Below are 14,551 nucleotides of genomic sequence, written 5' to 3'. Positions count from 1 at the left end.
GTCAAGGTACGGTTACGCCGCACCACCCAATAGCGCGGCGTTGCCGCCTGCAGCGGTGGTATCGACGCAGACATGACGCTCGCCCAGCACCCGAGCGCGGTCTGGCTGCCCGGGGATCATCGGCAGGATGGGGCCGTCACGGCGGGCCAGATGGCATTCGATCTCACGCGCGGTGTCCTCGTCCCCCCACCAGAGCACGCCCGAGAACCCGGCGGCGTTTTCCAGCCTGTGCAGGTCAACCATTCCGGTTGCCTGAATGGCTGTGCCGCCCAAGGCTGTGACGACCTCGACCTGCGCCTTTGTGGCCTCTGCCCCCGGTCCCATGCACAGCAGGGGCGCACGGGGGATTTCACTCAGCCGGTTGGATTCACCGGTCGGGCCGGGCAAGGACTGGGTACGAACGGCGGCGGGTTGGCCCTGTGGGGCAGGTATGTCGCCCATGGTAGTGTCCCATTTGGCCTCGCTGGTCTGACGGTCGGGCGAACAGAAACGCGCCATATAGTTCGGTCCGCCCGCCTTGGGCCCGGTGCCAGACAGACCTTCGCCGCCGAAAGGTTGCGAGCCGACGATGGCTCCGATCTGGTTGCGATTGACATAGATGTTGCCTGCGTGAACCGCCTCGGTGATGTGCTGCACGCGGTCGTCGATGCGGGTGTGCAGGCCGAAGGTCAGCCCGTAGCCAGTGGCATTGATCGAGGCGATGACCTGATCGATTTCGGATGCCTTGAACCGAGCCACATGCAGCACGGGGCCAAAGATCTCGCGTTCAAGCGCCGCTATGCCGAAGATCTCGATCAGGGTAGGGGCGATGTAGGTGCCTTCGGGCGGCGTGTTCAGTTCTTTCAAAACCCGCCCTTCGGTTCGCGCTTTGGCAATGTGATCGGCAATGCCCTTACGTGCATCTTCATCGACCACCGGGCCACAATCGGTGGACAGCAACCATGGGTTACCAACCTGCAACGCCTCCATCGCGCCGGTCAGCATGGTCAGCAGATCGTCCGCGATATCGTCCTGCACATAAAGGCAACGTAGGGCCGAGCACCGTTGACCCGCCGACTGAAAGGCGCTTTCGATGATGGACTGCACGGCCTGTTCAGGCAGTGCGGTGCTGTCCACGATCATTGCGTTCAACCCGCCTGTTTCCGCGATCAGAGGTGTGCCGGGCCGCAGGTTCTCGGCCATAGCATGGCGGATTTTCAACGCCGTCGCGGTCGAGCCTGTGAAGGCCACTCCCGACACGCGTGGGTCGGACGTCAGCGCTGCCCCAACGGAGGGTCCCCCCGGCAGTAGTTGCAGCACATCGCGAGGGACACCAGCCTCGTGCAGCAACTGGACTGCACGATGGGCAATCAGCGGTGTCTGCGGCGCAGGTTTGGCCAGCACGGCGTTGCCTGTGGCCAAAGCCGCCGAAATCTGGCCGGTAAAGATTGCCAGCGGAAAGTTCCACGGGCTGATGCAGGTGAACGTGCCCGCTGGTTCCGCCTGAGGGATGTTGGCCGCATAATAGCGCAGGAAGTCCACCGCCTCGCGCAGTTCGGCGACTGCGTCGGGAACGGACTTGCCTGCCTCTCGGGCCAGCAGGGCGAATAGCTCGCCGAAATGCGCCTCGTACAGATCAGCAGCGGCATTCAGGATGCGTGCCCGATCCGCAGCGGGGGATTGCCACGGGCTGGCTGAAGCCAAAGCCAGCTCAACATCTTCTGCGCTGGCCGGGGCCACGGCGCCTGGCCGATCCTGCGGTTGTGCCGGGTTGATGACAGGTTCATCCTCGCCGGGATGCGCATCCGCCGACAGCAGCGGCTGAGCGTACCAGTGATGGGCACGGAATTCGTCTCGGGCCGCGTCGACGTGGTCGAGCGTCGGCGTATGGTGCAGGTCGAACCCCTTGGAGTTCGGCCGTTCCGGTTCAAACAGTTCGGGCCCGGTCGGAAGGGGGGATTTCGGCCCCTGAATGGTGACAAACGGGTCAGCGGCCACCTCTTCCGGCGGCACTGCTTCATCTACGATCTGGTTCACGAACGAGGAGTTCGCGCCGTTTTCCAGCAGGCGCCGCACAAGATAGGCCAGAAGGTCCCGGTGCGCGCCAACGGGGGCGTAAATCCGGCAGCGCGTTTTGCTTTGATCCTTGACGATCTGGTGCAGGGTTTCACCCATCCCGTGCAGGCGCTGAAACTCGAACGGCTGATCATCAGCCATATGCAGGATCGCGCTGACCGTATGCGCATTGTGAGTGGCGAATTGCGGGTAAATCCGGTTGGTCATGCCCAGCAGTTTGCGCGCGTTGGCGATGTACGAGATATCGGTCGCCTCTTTGCGGGTGAACACGGGGAACCCATCGACGCCCTCGACCTGAGCGCGCTTGATCTCGGTATCCCAATACGCACCTTTGACCAGACGTACCATCAGCTTGCGGTCGTGGCGTTCAGCCATTTCGTAGAGTGTGTCCAGAGCGATTCCGGCACGCGGGCCGTAAGCTTGGACAACGATCCCGAACCCATCCCATCCGGCCAGGGCGGGCTCGGCCATTACCGCTTCGATCACCTGAAGGGACAGTGATAGACGGTCGGCCTCTTCGGCGTCCACGTTCAGACCCATTCCGGCCGCCTTGGCCAGCAGACACAAGGCCCGAACACGCGGTACCAGTTCATCCATCACCCGCTGTTCCTGTGCGATTTCATAACGCGGGTGCAATGCCGACAGTTTCACCGAAATGCCCGGATTTGCGCGGATGTCGTTGTGGGTACAGGCGTCCGCAATGGCAGCGATCGCACGGGAATAGGACAGGTGATAGCGGGCGGCATCGGCCTCGGTGCGGGCGGCCTCGCCCAGCATGTCGTAGGAATAGGTGTACCCTTTGGATTCCATCCCTTGCGCGCGGTCCATAGCAGCCTGGATGGTCTCGCCCAGAACGAACTGACGCCCCATCTCTTTCATTGCGCGCCCGACGGCGGTGCGGATGACCGGCTCACCCAGCCGTTTGATCGCTCCGCGCAGGGCACTGACCGGAGATGTCTTGCCCTCGTCCAGAACCTTGCCCGTCAGCATCAGCGCCCAAGTCGATGCGTTCACCAGTGACGAGGACGACTGCCCCAGGTGCTTACCCCAATCGGACGGCGCGATCTTGTCTTCGATCAGCGCGTCGATCGTTTCGGCGTCTGGGACCCGCAACAGCGCCTCGGCCAGACACATCAGTGCGACACCTTCATCGGTGGACAGGCCATATTCGGCGAGAAAGACCTCCATCATACCGGGGGAGGTGCTGGAGCGGATGTCGCGCACCAACTGCGCCGCCGCCGCGCAGATCGCGGCGCGGTCGGGTTCGCTCAACTCGGCCTGTGCGATCAGGGCATTCAGAATTTCGGACTGATCGGCATAGGTCTGGCCGTCGATATGGGTGCGCAGGCTGTGTGTCATGAATCCTCCGGGCTTTTGTTAAATATAGGATCGATTTTGCGGGACAACTGCCTTGATTTATGGTTTCTGAAGGCAAATGAACTGATTTGGTGAAGTAAAACGATGCAAATGAACCGCCCTGATCTGGATCGGTTTGACCGGTCGATCCTGACGATTCTGGCCGAGGACGGGCGTATCTCGGTCGCCGATCTGGCGCGGCGCATTGGGCTGTCGAAGTCCCCGACTCAAGCACGTGTGAAAAGGCTTGAGGCCGAAGGAATCATCACCGGATACCGCGCCTTGCTGGACCCGATCCGCCTTGGGCTGGACCATGTCGCCTTTGTCGAGGTGCGCCTGACTGACACCCGCGAGAAGGCCCTGGCCGAGTTCAACGCGGCGGTGCGCAAGGTGGCCGAGATCGAACAAGCCCATATGATCGCATCAAATTTCGACTATTTGCTGAAAATCCGCACCGGTTCGATGTCGGAATACCGCGCGGTTCTGGCCGAGAAAATCTCATCCCTGCCGCACGTGGCGAATACGTCGACCTTCGTTGCGATGGAGGCGGTGAAAGAGATGGGCGTGTCCGGAGCGATTGAAGGCACGGGTTGACGAAACGTCCAGTGGCGTCACCATTGGATCATGAAACAGATAACCCTTGCTTCCATCTTACTTGTCGCGTCCACGGCTGTGCGGGCCGGGGACTGTCCTGTTGCGCCGGACCACGCCGCCGATGTTGACGGAATAATTACGCAAATCCAGCAGGCCGAAACTGAACAAGCCGCCCGCGCCTTGTCGAGCCAGTTGTGGGAGTTCTGGACCGATGCGCCGGATGCAAGCGCGCAGGCCGCACTGGATCGGGGAATGGCGCGTCTCAGGGCTTCGGACTTGCTGGGTGCGATCGAGGATTTCAATAAGCTGATCGCCTACTGCCCGGCTTATGCCGAAGGGTACAATCAACGCGCCTTTGCGTTTTATCTGGGGCGGGATTTCGAAGCCGCCTTGCCCGATCTGGACAAGGCCATCGAACTGTCGCCGAAACATGTGGCTGCGATCAGCGGGCGGGCATTGACCTTGTTGGAGTTGAAAAGGCTTGATGAAGCGCGGGAGGCTCTGAACCAGGCTTTGGAACTGAACCCGTGGCTATCGGAGCGCCATCTTCTGGGGCCGGGTGGGCCACTGGAGCCACCGGGTCAGGATATCTGACGGAAAACGCCCCCGGAACCAAAAGGCCGGGGGCGTTTCATTCAGGTTTAGCCAATCACACTGTTATCGGCGCGCTTGATCGCAATGACCGAGGACCGTGGCGTGCCGCCATCGGGCCAGTTGCTACCCGGGTGCTGGATGCCAACAAACATGGTGCGCAGGTCGGTGGACCAGGCCAGCCCCGTAACCTCACAGCCGTTCGGGCCGGTCATGAAGCGCGCGATTTCACCGGTGACCGGATCACCGACCAGCATCTGGTTGTTGCCGTGGCCGGCAAAATCTTCCTCGTTGCCGTCATTGCCGTCGGTTTGAATCCAGATCAGGCCCGTCGAGTCGATGGCCATGCCGTCGGGCGAGTTGAACAGGTTGCCTTCGTTTACATTCGGCGATCCAGCGCGGTCGTCGGAATGCACGGTCGGGTTGCCTGCCATGACGTACAGGTCCCAACCAAACCCTTCGGCCGCATGGTCATCATTCGCTGGGCGCCAGCGCACGATCTGACCGTACTTGTTGGCCTCGCGCGGGTTGGGACCGTTGACCGAGGTGTCATCCCCACCGGCATTCGGTTTGACGCCGCGATTCTTGTTGTTGGTCAGGCAGCAATAGGCCTCGGCCGCAACCGGGCTGGAGGCGACCCATTCCGGACGGTCCATGGTGGTGCCGCCGGCGGCCGACGCGGCCATGCGGGTAAAGATCAGAATCTCGGCCGCGTCCATGCCGGTGGTTTCCGGCGTCAGAGGCAGCCACGCACCTGTTGCGTCATCATTGAACTTGGCGACATAAAGCGTTCCATCGTTCAGCAGGCTCTCGGTCTCACCGCCGGGCTGGTAGGTGCCGTTCGAGACGAACTTGTACAGATACTCGCCCCGCTCATCATCGCCCATATAGACGACCACACGGCCATCGGCGGCCAGTGTTACCTCGGCGTTTTCGTGCTTGAAGCGGCCCAGACCGGTGTGTTTGACTGGCGTGCTGTCAGGATTGGTCGGGTCGATTTCCACGATCCAGCCCGCGCGGTGCGGTTCATTCGGGTTTTTCGAGGTGTCGAAGCGTGGATCAAACAGTTCATACCCGTTCCAGCTTGTCGCTTTGATGCCGTAGCGCGCCATGCCACCCGCGACTTTCTGGTCATAGCTGGCGTTTTCGTTGGATGAGCCGAAATAGCCGTTAAAGTTCTCTTCACAAGTCAGGTAGGTACCCCATGGGGTCTTGCCCGCTCCACAGTTGTTCATGGTGCCCAGCGAAGTAGTGCCGGTCGGATCGGCAGCGGTCTTCAGCAGGTCGTGACCGGCCGCGGGGCCGACGATCTTCATCGGGGTATTGTGGTGGATGCGGCGGTTGAAGGGGCTGTCTTTGACAACCGACCAGCCGTCGGGACCTTCGGTGATTTCCATCACGGTGACGCCCTGCAGGTTCTGCAGTTTCAGAACATCGTCGGCATTTGCCGGAACGCCTTCGTTCGCGGCGGGCAGGTTGATCTTGCGGTTCGGGTATTCATGGTTGATCGCAATCAACTCGTGACCCTGGAACGAGAAGGTCTCCATTCCGTCGGTGTTTTCACCAAACACGCGATCCGATTTCTCGACCGCGCCGCCGTCAGTCAGGTCATAGCCGTCCGCGTCGGAGAACAGCGGGTCGCCCCAGCGCATCAGCATTTTCCATTCGTACCCTTCCGGGACATGCACGGTGCCATCGGTTTGTGCAGCAATAGGAGTGAAGGCAAAGCGCGAGGCGCCGACAGCGTGGGCCGCAGTCGACCCCATCAGGCCCGCGCCCATAGCGGCAGCACCCGAGCCAAAGGCCAGCGCACCACCTAGGAAGCCACGGCGCGAAAGGGCGCTTTCGACAACGCGGTCAAAGTCGTTTTCCTCGGGGCGGGGGAAGTGCAATTCGTCCCAATCGTCAGCAGATAAAGTGGTGGGGTCTACGGTGGTCATGGATGGCTCCTGGCTGTCCTATAAAGAGTGATGAAATGGACTTAGGGGGTCTTTGTGACAGGGTGTTGACAGCAACCTGAAGGACACTGCCCGAGGCATCTAATAATGGCTTTTCCGACGCTAAAAAAACAGGCTGAACACTGAAATAAGTACAAGCTTCGCGGCGGATCATGACAACGGGCCAATATCACCTTCTCGTGAAACGTGCTCTCAGCGAAGGCGTTGGCCCGCCGGATCGAACCGATAGGCCTTGTCGACGGAAAAGGCGAATTTCAACTCCTGACCTTCCGCGATCGCGTGCTGGCCGAACAGCCGTGCCGTCACCGCATGATCCTGCACCTTGGCAATGACGTTGGTGTCTCCGCCCAGTTTTTCCACGTGGCTGACCCGGGCGACCAACGGGCCGTCGTCGGACAGGAACAGGTCTTCGGGGCGGATGCCGATGGTGTTCTGACCATCCCCCAGCAGCTCTTCGGGTAGAAAGTTCATTGAAGGAGATCCCAGAAAACCGGCAACGAACTGGTTGGCGGGGTTGTTATACAGCTCCATCGGTGTGCCGATCTGCTCCACCCGCCCGTCGCGCAGCACAACGATCTTGTCGGCCAGCGTCATCGCCTCGGTCTGATCATGGGTGACATAGATCATCGAGGCATCCAGCGCCCGGTGCAGGTTCGCGATCTCGATCCGTGTGTTCATCCGAAGGGCGGCGTCGAGGTTCGAGAGTGGTTCGTCAAACAGGAACAGTTTCGGTTCGCGCACGATGGCGCGCCCGATGGCGACGCGCTGCCGTTGGCCACCGGATAGCTCGGACGGGTAGCGGTCCAGATAGTCCTCAAGGTTCAGCATTCGGCTGGCCTTTGCGACGCGCTCTTCAATCACCGCCTTGGGTTGCTTTTCCTGCTTCAGCGCCAGCGTCATGTTCCCGCGCACGTTGAGGTGGGGGTAGAGCGCGTAGCTTTGAAACACCATCGCGATCCCGCGTTTGGAGGGGGGCACCAGATTGACCTGTTGGCCGCCGATATTGATCTCGCCTGATGAGGCATCCTCAAGTCCCGCGATCACGCGCAACAGGGTGGACTTGCCGCAACCCGAGGGGCCGACGAAGACGACAAACTCGCCTTCTTCCACCTCCAAAGTGATGTCTTTCAGGACATGCACATTGCCAAAGGATTTGTTCACATTGGTCAGGGTCAGAGCGGTCATGATGTGGGCTCCTTCAGCGAAACGGGCTGGCCGGTGCGGATGCTTTCATCGGCGGCCAGACAAATGGCAAGGGATTGGACGGCGTCATTCATGTGACGCGTCAGGTCGATATCTTCCGCGATGGCGCGCAGCATATAGGCCTGCTCGGCATCGCAGAGTTCCTGATGACCGGGCTCATCGGGCATCTCGATAGTGCGATCTCCGTTTGGCGTGTGGACCAGTAAGCCGCCAACCTTGGTGTGGCCGTCGATATCGGCCGATGCCCCCTTGTTGCCGTCGGTAATCGAAACCGAACCGTTGGGCGAGACGATATCTTTCACGAAGAACGCCGTCTCGGACATCATCGGGCCCCATCCGGCCTCGTACCAACCGACCGAACCATTGTCAAAGATCACCTGAAACTGACCGTAGTTATACATGTCCTCGGCGATCTCATCGGACAGGCGCAGGCCCATGCCGTGTACGCGGACCGGCTGCGCATCGGTGATCTGGCACATCACGTCGACATAGTGCACGCCGCAATCCACGATTGGCGAAGTCGTCTGCATCAGCGCCTTATGCGTCTCCCACTCCGCGCCTGAGGATTGCTGGTTAAGGTTCAGGCGAAACACATACGGCCCGCCCAGATCCCGCGCCTCGGCGATCAGGCGCATCCATGAGGGGTGATGGCGCAGGATGTAACCCACGACCAGTTTGCGGTTCAGCTGGGTGGCGGTTTCGACCACGCGCCGCGCGTCGGCGACGTTGGTGGCCAGGGGCTTTTCGACAAACACATGCGCCCCAGTCTCCATCGCGGCACAGGCATAGTCGGCATGGCTGTCGGAATAGGTGGCGATCACGACCAGATCGGGCTTCGTCTCGGTCAGGGCAGTCTGAAAATCCGAATAGGCTGGATAGTTCGCAAGGTCCGGGTGATCCACGCGGCCGGACCGGTTCACCAATCCCACGATCTGCGCGTCCGGGTGGTGGTGGTGGGCCAGCGCGTGGCTCAGCCCCATGTTGCCAAGGCCTGCAATCAGAACACGGGTCATTTGACAGCTCCTGAAGTGATGCCGCGGATCAGCTGGCGAGAGAAGATGACATAGAGAATTAGCACCGGCAGGATCGCCATCGACAGGGCAGACAGAACCGCGTTCCAGTCGGTGACGAACTGGCCGATGAAGACCTGACTACCCAGCGTGAGCGTCTTGGTTTCCTCGGCTGGCGCAAGGATCAGCGGGAACCAGAGGTCATTCCAGATCGGGATCATGTTGAACACGGCCACGGTCGCCATCGCGGGCCGGACCAGAGGCAGCACCAGCCGGAAAAAGATCGTGTACTCCGACAACCCGTCGATGCGCCCTGCGTTCTTCAGGTCATCGCTGACTTGCCGCATGAACTCTGACAGGATGAACACCGCCAAGGGCAAGCCTTGCGCCGTGTAGACAAGGATCAGTGCCCAGAGTGTGTTCACCAGGCCGGTGGCCACCATCATCTCGAGGATCGCCACGGTGCCGATACGGATTGGGATCATGATCCCCAGAGCTAGGTAGAGCCCCATCAGCAGGTTGCCTTTGAACTGGTACTCCGACAGGGCGTAGGCCGCCATGGCTCCAAACAGCAGGATGAAGAACAGTGACGCCACGGTGACAATCATCGAGTTTTGGAAGTAGAGGAAGAAATCGCCCTGCTTCATAACCGTCTCATATCCGATCAGCGAGAAACTGTCGGCATTCGGCAGGGCCAGCGGCTCGCGAAAGATCGCGCGGCGGGTCTTGAAGCTGTTGATCAGGATCACGAAGACCGGGAACAGTGCGATCAGCGTGTAGAGGATCAGCGCCCCGTGCATCGCGGCAGTATTCAACGGGTTTTGGCGTGCTTTGTTCATCCCTGCGCCCTCACAGTTGATACCGGCGCATCCGTGTCTGGATGCCGAACAGGTAAATGCAGACGCCCACGAGGATGATCGCGAACATGGCCCCGGCGATGGCTGATCCCATATGCGGGTCGCCGAGTTGCAGCTGGAAACCAAAGAAAGTGCGATACATGAAGGTGCCCAGAATATCGGTCGAGAAATCCGGCCCCGCCAGCGCGCCTTGAGACGCATAGATCAGGTCGAACGCATTGAAGTTCCCCACGAAGGTCAGGATTGAGATGATGCCGATCGACGGCAGAATTAGCGGTAACTTGATCTTCCAAAAGGCCGAGGCACCGGTGATGCCATCGATTTCTCCGGCCTCAAGGATTTCTTCGGGGATGGTCAGCAGGGCGGCATAGATCAGCATCATCGGGATGCCGACGAACTGCCAGACCGAGATCAGCGCCAGCGTGGTCAGGGCGTATTCCTCTTTCCCCAGCCATGGCGCGAAAAGCGATTTCAGCCCGATGGCGTCCAGCATCGACGGCGCGATGCCCCAGATCGGCGACAGGATCAGTTTCCACGCAAAACCAACGATCACGAAACTGAGGATTGTGGGTATGAATATTGCCGACCGATAGAGCGCTGCAAACCGCAGGCGCGGATGGCTAAGCAGGGCGGCTAGCGCGATGCCGATGGGATTCTGAACCAGCATGTGGATCAGGAAGAACCAGAAATTGTTGCCCAATGCGTTCCAGAATTGCTCGGACCAGATCGGATCGAAAAACAGTGTTTGGAAGTTCTGCAACCCGACGAACACACGGTTCTGATCGATCTCGGTGTAAAGCGCCAGACGCAGCGTGTTGAACAGCGGAAAGATCATCACCGCCGTATAGACAAGTACGGCCGGTGCCAGAAACACGACGATATGCCAGCGGATGCGGGGGCGGTTCATTGGACTGCTTTCAACGGAGTGTCGGGTGTACCCGGGCGGGCATTTCCGCCCGGGTAGGTGTCAGTTTACTGGTGCGGGGCGTACCAGCTGGACAGGCCTTCCTGCAGCTCGGCGCCCAGTTCCTCGGGCGATTTTGCACCCTTGATGGCGGCGACCGACGCACCCCAGGTCTCATTCTCAAGGTTCGGCGTGCCGCGCGACAGGATCTGATAGGTCGAGCGGATGGTCGACTCGCATTCCTCACGCCAGCCGACGATTTCCTTAGCCAGCGGGTCCTGAAGCTCGACCGGAGTGCTGGACAGCGGGAAGAAGCCGGGCAGGGCGTTGCCGAAGATCTCGGCGAACTCGGGGCTTGCAACCCAGGCGAGGAAGGTCTCAGCTGCCTCAGGGTGTTTTGTGGCTGCATTCATGCCGATGCCGATATCGGTGTGGTCCGAGATATAGCAGGTGTCACCCGCATTGCGGACCGGCGGCTTGAACGCGCCCATCTCGAAATCGGCCTGCGCGTTGAAGCCCGAGATTTCCCAAGATCCGGCGGGATAAATCGCGGCCCGGCCCAAAGTAAAGATGTTCTGGCTGTCGGGATAGGTCTGCGCCTCATACCCGTCGCCCATATATTCGGCCCAGCGGGCGAGGGTCGCGTAGGGGGCAGTCCAGACCTCATCGGTCAGTTTCTGTTCGCCCGAGATCAGCGCCTGGCGGCCTTCCTCACCCTTCCAGTAGTTCGGCCCGATGTTGTTGTAGCCCATCGTGGCGGCTTCCCACTGGTCGTTGGTGCCCATGGCCAGAGGGACATAGGTGCCGTCCTCCCTGATCTTGTCGAGGGCGGCAAAGAACTCATCCTCGGTAGTGGGAACCTCGATGCCCAGTTCGTTGAACGCATCCTTGTTGTAGATGAAGCCATGGATCACCGAGGCCATCGGAACGCAGAAGCTTACCGCGCCGTCATCTGTCTGCCAGGCCGATTTCGCAACGTCCGAGAAGTTGCCCATTGCTTCGACACCCGACAGGTCGGTCAGGTGGCCGGCTTCATACAGCGCCAGAGAGGCGTCGAACGGGCGGCAGGTGATCAGGTCGCCAGCCGAGCCCGCGTCGAGTTTCGAGTTCAGCACGGCATTGTATTCCGCCGGGGCTGAGGGGGTGAACTGAATCTTGATGCCGGGATGCGCGGCTTCGAAGGCTGGGATAATCTGGTCCTGCCACAGGGTCAGGTCGTCGTTGCGCCAGCTTTCAATGGTCAGCGTCACGTCCTCGGCAAGGGCGCTTGTGGCGATCAGGGTCGTACCTAGCAAGGCCAACTTCAGGCTTCTGTATGTCATTGTTCTCTCCCGTTTGTTTGTCGTTGTCTGTTTTGCGTCAGTGCTGCAGCCAGAATCCCTTTGCTGGCCTGCAGCCGGGCTTGGGCCTGTGCCAGCGACAGGCCCTGCGCGGCGATCAGGATGGCGGGTTTTACCTCTCCGTTTGCCGCATCCAGCGCCTGCTGTGCGGTGATGGCATCCACGTCAGCGATCCGGGCGACGATCCCGGTTGCCCGCGTCCGCAGTTTGTCGTTATCGGCACGCAGATTGACCATCATCCCACCATGCACATGGCCCAACTCGAGCGCCATAAGCGAGGACAGCATGTTCAGCGCTATCTTCTGTGCCGTTCCCGCGCCCATTCGGGTCGAGCCCGAGATCAGCTCGGGCGGTGTGGCCAGAAGGATCGGAATATTTGCGCCTTGTAACAATGGGCTGCCAGCGTTGTTGGCGATGCCGATCACGGTGGCGTTGCGTGCACTGGCGATCTTCGCGGCCGCCAATGTATAGGGCGTGGATCCGCTGGCCGACACTGCGATCACCGTGTCGTGCGGGGTCAGTGCGCTCAGTACGTCGTCGAGACCGTCGGTCGCGTCTTCGGCTCCGCCTGGCATCTGGACACCAGTTGGCAGGCCTCCGGCCATATGAATGCGCAGGTGGGCAGGGGCGATTGAGAAAGTGCCGCCCAACTCTTGCGCGTCGGCTGCCGCCATCAGCCCCGACGATCCGGCGGCCACGAAATGCAGCACGCCATCGGTGCGGATCGTTTCGGCCATAGCCTCGGCGCCGCGCGCGATGTTGTCCAGCGCGTCGCGGACGGCGGTGGCCGCGGCGACCTGCCCCTCGGCCAACGCGCGCGCCGCACCTACCAGATTGCCTGGGGTCAGCTGTAAGGCGTCAGGGTGCAATTGTTCAGTCGGCGGCAGCGTCAAGAGAATCCCCCTCGTGTGTCCGTTATACGATACCTATCTAATACCACTTGTCTAGATTTTTCTTTCATCGTGAGATTTCTCTGGGTTATTTGGTGAAATTGGGCTTGAAGCCAAGGTTTTTTCGAAATGCGGGCTTTCTTATCCTAAATAGGTATTATAATGGTATTGTCATGACCGAGTCTCGAAATAGCGCCGTATTGGCGGTGGATGGTGGTGGAACGCGCTGCCGGGTGGCCTGTGAAATCAATGGGGTGACCCATTGCGTTGAAACGGGCGCTGCTAATGTCTCGACCGATTTTGACGGGGCGCTTGACCAGATTCGAACCGGGCTTGACGCCTTGTCCCGTCAGGTTGAGGTCGCGGACCTGCGCAGTTGGCCTGCATTTGTTGGCCTTGCAGGTGTGACCGATGATGTCATCGCCAGGCGTTTGCGCGATGCGCTGGGCCTGACCCGCGCGCGGGTCGAGGATGATCGCCCTGCCGCCGTGCGCGGCGCGTTGGGCACGCTGGACGGTTTGATCGCGCATTGCGGCACCGGATCGTTCCTTGCGGTTCAGCTGGGCGGCGCGATGCGGTTTGCAGGGGGCTGGGGGTCGGTTCTGGGGGATGAGGCCTCGGCCCAGTGGGTCGGGCGCCGGGCCTTGTCCGAAACGCTGTGCGCCTATGATGGCACTCAGGTTCAGACCGGCTTGACGCAAAAGCTGCTGGCTGACTTGCACGGTCCGGCAGGCATCGTGTCTTTCGCCGGAACTGCGACACCTGCGCAATTCGGCGCGCTTGCGCCCGCCGTCACGGCCGCCGCGCAGGCGGGGGATTCTGTTGCCGTGGAAATCCTGCAATCAGGGGCCGATTACGTCGCCGAAATCGCGAAGCGGCTGGGCTGGACGTCGGGTGGGGCGATCTGCCTGACCGGCGGGATCGCGGGGTTCTACTCGCCCTATCTGCCGGACGAGATGCAATCCGCCATTCGCCCTCCGCAAGGTGAACCCCTGACCGGCGCATTGGCGATGGCTAAGGAGATACGTCATGAGCATCTCTGACTTCCTGCGCGCGGATCAGTGGCTGAGCCCCGAAAAAGGCCCGCGCTATGTCCAGTTGCGGCGCAGGCTGCAAGAGGGGATCGATACCGGCGTACTGGCCCCGAACGCTTCACTACCCTCGGAACGGGAACTGGTAGAGATCACCGATTTGTCGCGGGTTACTGTGCGGAAGGCAATTCAGGAGCTGGTTCAGGAGGGCGTGATAGAACAGCGCCAGGGCTCAGGCTCGTTCATTCGCGAACGTGTGCCGCGGGTCGAGCAATCGCTGACGCATCTGACATCGTTTACCGAGGACATGTCGAGCCGGGGTATGCGCACGACCTCGAAATGGCTGGAGCGTGGTGTCTTTGCGCCCACCCCCGAAGAGGTCGAAGCGCTGAGCCTGAAAGACGGCGAACAGATTTCCCGTATCTACCGCCTGCGCGAGGCTGACGACCGCCCGCTGGCGTTGGAGCGCGCGGCACTACCACTGGATATCCTGCCGAACCCGATTGAGGTGACAACCTCGCTTTACGAGGTGTTGGACGGTTTGGGGCGGCGGCCGGTGCGCGCGGTGCAGAAGATTTCGGCGCTCAATCTGGCGGCGCGCGAGGCCGAGTTGCTGGACGTGCCCGAAGGGGCCGCCGGGTTGAACATCGAACGGATTTCATTCCTCAAGAACGGACGGGTCGCGGAACTGACCCGGTCGCTTTATCGCGGTGACGCCTATGATTTTGTCGCCGAGTTGCGGTTGTAACCGGAAAGGCCGGA

At 60.8% G+C, this 14,551-nt stretch carries 12 protein-coding genes; 4 read left to right on the top strand and 8 right to left on the bottom strand.

What is annotated here, in order from left to right:
* Positions 1–12 precede the first annotated feature (12 nt).
* Positions 13–3,414 (bottom strand): bifunctional proline dehydrogenase/L-glutamate gamma-semialdehyde dehydrogenase PutA, encoded by a 3,402-nt coding sequence (putA, locus tag ACR0KW_RS05060; protein ID WP_480804016.1) that lies wholly within the window; start codon positions 3,412–3,414, stop codon positions 13–15.
* Between the two features lie 102 nt (positions 3,415–3,516).
* On the opposite strand from putA, the gene ACR0KW_RS05055 reads away from it, so the two are divergent.
* A complete protein-coding gene (locus tag ACR0KW_RS05055; RefSeq protein WP_480804015.1) occupies positions 3,517–4,005 on the top strand; it encodes an Lrp/AsnC family transcriptional regulator in 489 nt (162 codons plus the stop codon).
* A 30-nt stretch (positions 4,006–4,035) separates the two neighbouring features.
* Positions 4,036–4,599 (top strand): tetratricopeptide repeat protein, encoded by a 564-nt coding sequence (locus ACR0KW_RS05050; protein WP_480804014.1) that lies wholly within the window; start codon positions 4,036–4,038, stop codon positions 4,597–4,599.
* Positions 4,600–4,646: 47 nt separating this feature from the next.
* Here ACR0KW_RS05050 and ACR0KW_RS05045 read toward each other — a convergent pair whose 3' ends face one another.
* The 7 genes from ACR0KW_RS05045 to ACR0KW_RS05015 form a co-directional block, all read right to left on the bottom strand.
* Positions 4,647–6,536, bottom strand: coding sequence for a PhoX family protein (locus ACR0KW_RS05045; protein ID WP_480804013.1), 1,890 nt, complete (start codon positions 6,534–6,536; stop codon positions 4,647–4,649).
* A 210-nt stretch (positions 6,537–6,746) separates the two neighbouring features.
* Entirely contained in the window at positions 6,747–7,739 is a 993-nt protein-coding gene (locus ACR0KW_RS05040; protein ID WP_480804012.1) for an ABC transporter ATP-binding protein, read from the bottom strand.
* Positions 7,736–8,770 (bottom strand): Gfo/Idh/MocA family protein, encoded by a 1,035-nt coding sequence (locus ACR0KW_RS05035; RefSeq protein ID WP_480804011.1) that lies wholly within the window; start codon positions 8,768–8,770, stop codon positions 7,736–7,738. Before ACR0KW_RS05035 ends, ACR0KW_RS05040 begins: the two co-directional genes overlap by 4 nt.
* Positions 8,767–9,606, bottom strand: a complete 840-nt coding sequence (locus tag ACR0KW_RS05030; RefSeq protein ID WP_480804010.1) for a carbohydrate ABC transporter permease — start codon at positions 9,604–9,606, stop codon at positions 8,767–8,769. Before ACR0KW_RS05030 ends, ACR0KW_RS05035 begins: the two co-directional genes overlap by 4 nt.
* Before the next feature lie 10 nt (positions 9,607–9,616).
* Complete coding sequence (locus ACR0KW_RS05025) at positions 9,617–10,531, bottom strand: carbohydrate ABC transporter permease (RefSeq protein ID WP_480804009.1); 915 nt, start codon at positions 10,529–10,531, stop codon at positions 9,617–9,619.
* Positions 10,532–10,596: 65 nt separating this feature from the next.
* Positions 10,597–11,850 carry an ABC transporter substrate-binding protein gene (locus ACR0KW_RS05020; RefSeq protein ID WP_480804008.1) on the bottom strand — a complete coding sequence of 418 codons (1,254 nt, stop codon included), beginning with the start codon at positions 11,848–11,850 and terminating at the stop codon, positions 10,597–10,599.
* On the bottom strand, positions 11,847–12,761 hold the full coding sequence (locus ACR0KW_RS05015) for an N-acetylmuramic acid 6-phosphate etherase (protein WP_480804007.1): 915 nt from the start codon (positions 12,759–12,761) through the stop codon (positions 11,847–11,849). Before ACR0KW_RS05015 ends, ACR0KW_RS05020 begins: the two co-directional genes overlap by 4 nt.
* Positions 12,762–12,931: 170 nt before the next feature.
* On the opposite strand from ACR0KW_RS05015, the gene ACR0KW_RS05010 reads away from it, so the two are divergent.
* Together ACR0KW_RS05010 and ACR0KW_RS05005 are read left to right on the top strand one after the other, a co-directional pair.
* Positions 12,932–13,801 (top strand): glucosamine kinase nucleotide-binding domain-containing protein, encoded by an 870-nt coding sequence (locus tag ACR0KW_RS05010; protein WP_480804006.1) that lies wholly within the window; start codon positions 12,932–12,934, stop codon positions 13,799–13,801.
* A complete protein-coding gene (locus ACR0KW_RS05005) occupies positions 13,788–14,537 on the top strand; it encodes a GntR family transcriptional regulator (protein ID WP_480804005.1) in 750 nt (249 codons plus the stop codon). Before ACR0KW_RS05010 ends, ACR0KW_RS05005 begins: the two co-directional genes overlap by 14 nt.
* Positions 14,538–14,551: the final 14 nt, after the last annotated feature.

This window comes from Ruegeria sp. CG11 (genome assembly GCF_056537245.1).
The sequence above is the reverse complement of the archived record's forward strand: the minus strand, read 5'-3'. Positions and strand labels throughout refer to the sequence as shown.

What these genes read in the sequence shown, in the direction of transcription:
- putA (WP_480804016.1), bottom strand. Translation starts at nt 3,414, where the DNA reads ATGACACACAGCCTGCGCACCCATATCGACGGCCAGACCTATGCCGAT.
- ACR0KW_RS05055 (WP_480804015.1), top strand. Translation starts at nt 3,517, where the DNA reads ATGCAAATGAACCGCCCTGATCTGGATCGGTTTGACCGGTCGATCCTG.
- ACR0KW_RS05050 (WP_480804014.1), top strand. Translation starts at nt 4,036, where the DNA reads ATGAAACAGATAACCCTTGCTTCCATCTTACTTGTCGCGTCCACGGCT.
- ACR0KW_RS05045 (WP_480804013.1), bottom strand. Translation starts at nt 6,536, where the DNA reads ATGACCACCGTAGACCCCACCACTTTATCTGCTGACGATTGGGACGAA.
- ACR0KW_RS05040 (WP_480804012.1), bottom strand. Translation starts at nt 7,739, where the DNA reads ATGACCGCTCTGACCCTGACCAATGTGAACAAATCCTTTGGCAATGTG.
- ACR0KW_RS05035 (WP_480804011.1), bottom strand. Translation starts at nt 8,770, where the DNA reads ATGACCCGTGTTCTGATTGCAGGCCTTGGCAACATGGGGCTGAGCCAC.
- ACR0KW_RS05030 (WP_480804010.1), bottom strand. Translation starts at nt 9,606, where the DNA reads ATGAACAAAGCACGCCAAAACCCGTTGAATACTGCCGCGATGCACGGG.
- ACR0KW_RS05025 (WP_480804009.1), bottom strand. Translation starts at nt 10,531, where the DNA reads ATGAACCGCCCCCGCATCCGCTGGCATATCGTCGTGTTTCTGGCACCG.
- ACR0KW_RS05020 (WP_480804008.1), bottom strand. Translation starts at nt 11,850, where the DNA reads ATGACATACAGAAGCCTGAAGTTGGCCTTGCTAGGTACGACCCTGATC.
- ACR0KW_RS05010 (WP_480804006.1), top strand. Translation starts at nt 12,932, where the DNA reads ATGACCGAGTCTCGAAATAGCGCCGTATTGGCGGTGGATGGTGGTGGA.
- ACR0KW_RS05005 (WP_480804005.1), top strand. Translation starts at nt 13,788, where the DNA reads ATGAGCATCTCTGACTTCCTGCGCGCGGATCAGTGGCTGAGCCCCGAA.